1 protein-coding gene is annotated in these 756 nt (G+C 67.7%); it reads left to right on the forward strand.

Features of this window, described 5'->3' with window-relative positions; translation table 11 throughout:
• Window positions 1-620, forward strand: a 620-nt coding sequence (locus ACESK8_RS17850) for a hypothetical protein (protein WP_372969832.1), incomplete at its 5' end; no start/stop codon positions are given.
• Between the last annotated feature and the right edge of the window lie 136 nt (window positions 621-756).

The raw sequence follows: 756 nt of genomic DNA on the forward strand, positions 1-756 counted from the left end.
CCTGGCCGCACGACATGTCCATCACCGTGGAGGACAGGCCACAGCTCCTGCTCGAGTTGCTCTGGATTCGAGAGGCGCACGATCTGCGTCCTGTCGGCGAGACGCTGCCGCCGAGGCTGATCGAGACGCCCGCGGCTGCGGCGAACCCGGTGGATGCCGTCACCCGCGACCGATGGTCGGCAGCCTGGTCGCGGATCTGGGAGGACGTGCTCGCTCACGCCGCCGTCGAACCCGACCGAGGGTTGCTCGATGCGGTGTTCAGCTCAGACCTGAGCTCCACGGAGCGGGAGCGCCTTCTGCGCGAGCTCGTCGGGCCGGCATGGCGAGACGAGTTCGGCGGCGATGTCTTCGACGATGAGGCATATCGGGACTGGGAGCGCCGCGGCTTCGATTCTCACGTCGAGACACGACCGACGACGCTCGCCGAGAGTCCCGAGCATCGAGACGTCGAGGCGCTCGTGGATGCCTGGCGTCGCGGCCTCCTGAAGGTCGTGACCATCCCGTGCCGCGAGTTGCACGTGCGACAGATCGGCCCTCACGCGCTGTTGGTCACCGATGAGGTGCGCGGCGACAGCGCGCAGTATCGGTCGGCTCTGGGCTCGTTCGCTCCGAAGGGGTGAGCGATGTCTGTGCGTCAGTCGGCGAACGACGAGCGGAGGGTCCGCAACCCTAGGATTGCCAAGGAGACCGGAAGCTCGCTCTCATGCGGCGCCGACGGGGCGCCGTCCGACGAATCAGGGGAGCCTCAGGATGAAG

This window comes from Microbacterium sp., assembly GCF_041641055.1.
GTDB lineage: Bacteria > Actinomycetota > Actinomycetes > Actinomycetales > Microbacteriaceae > Microbacterium.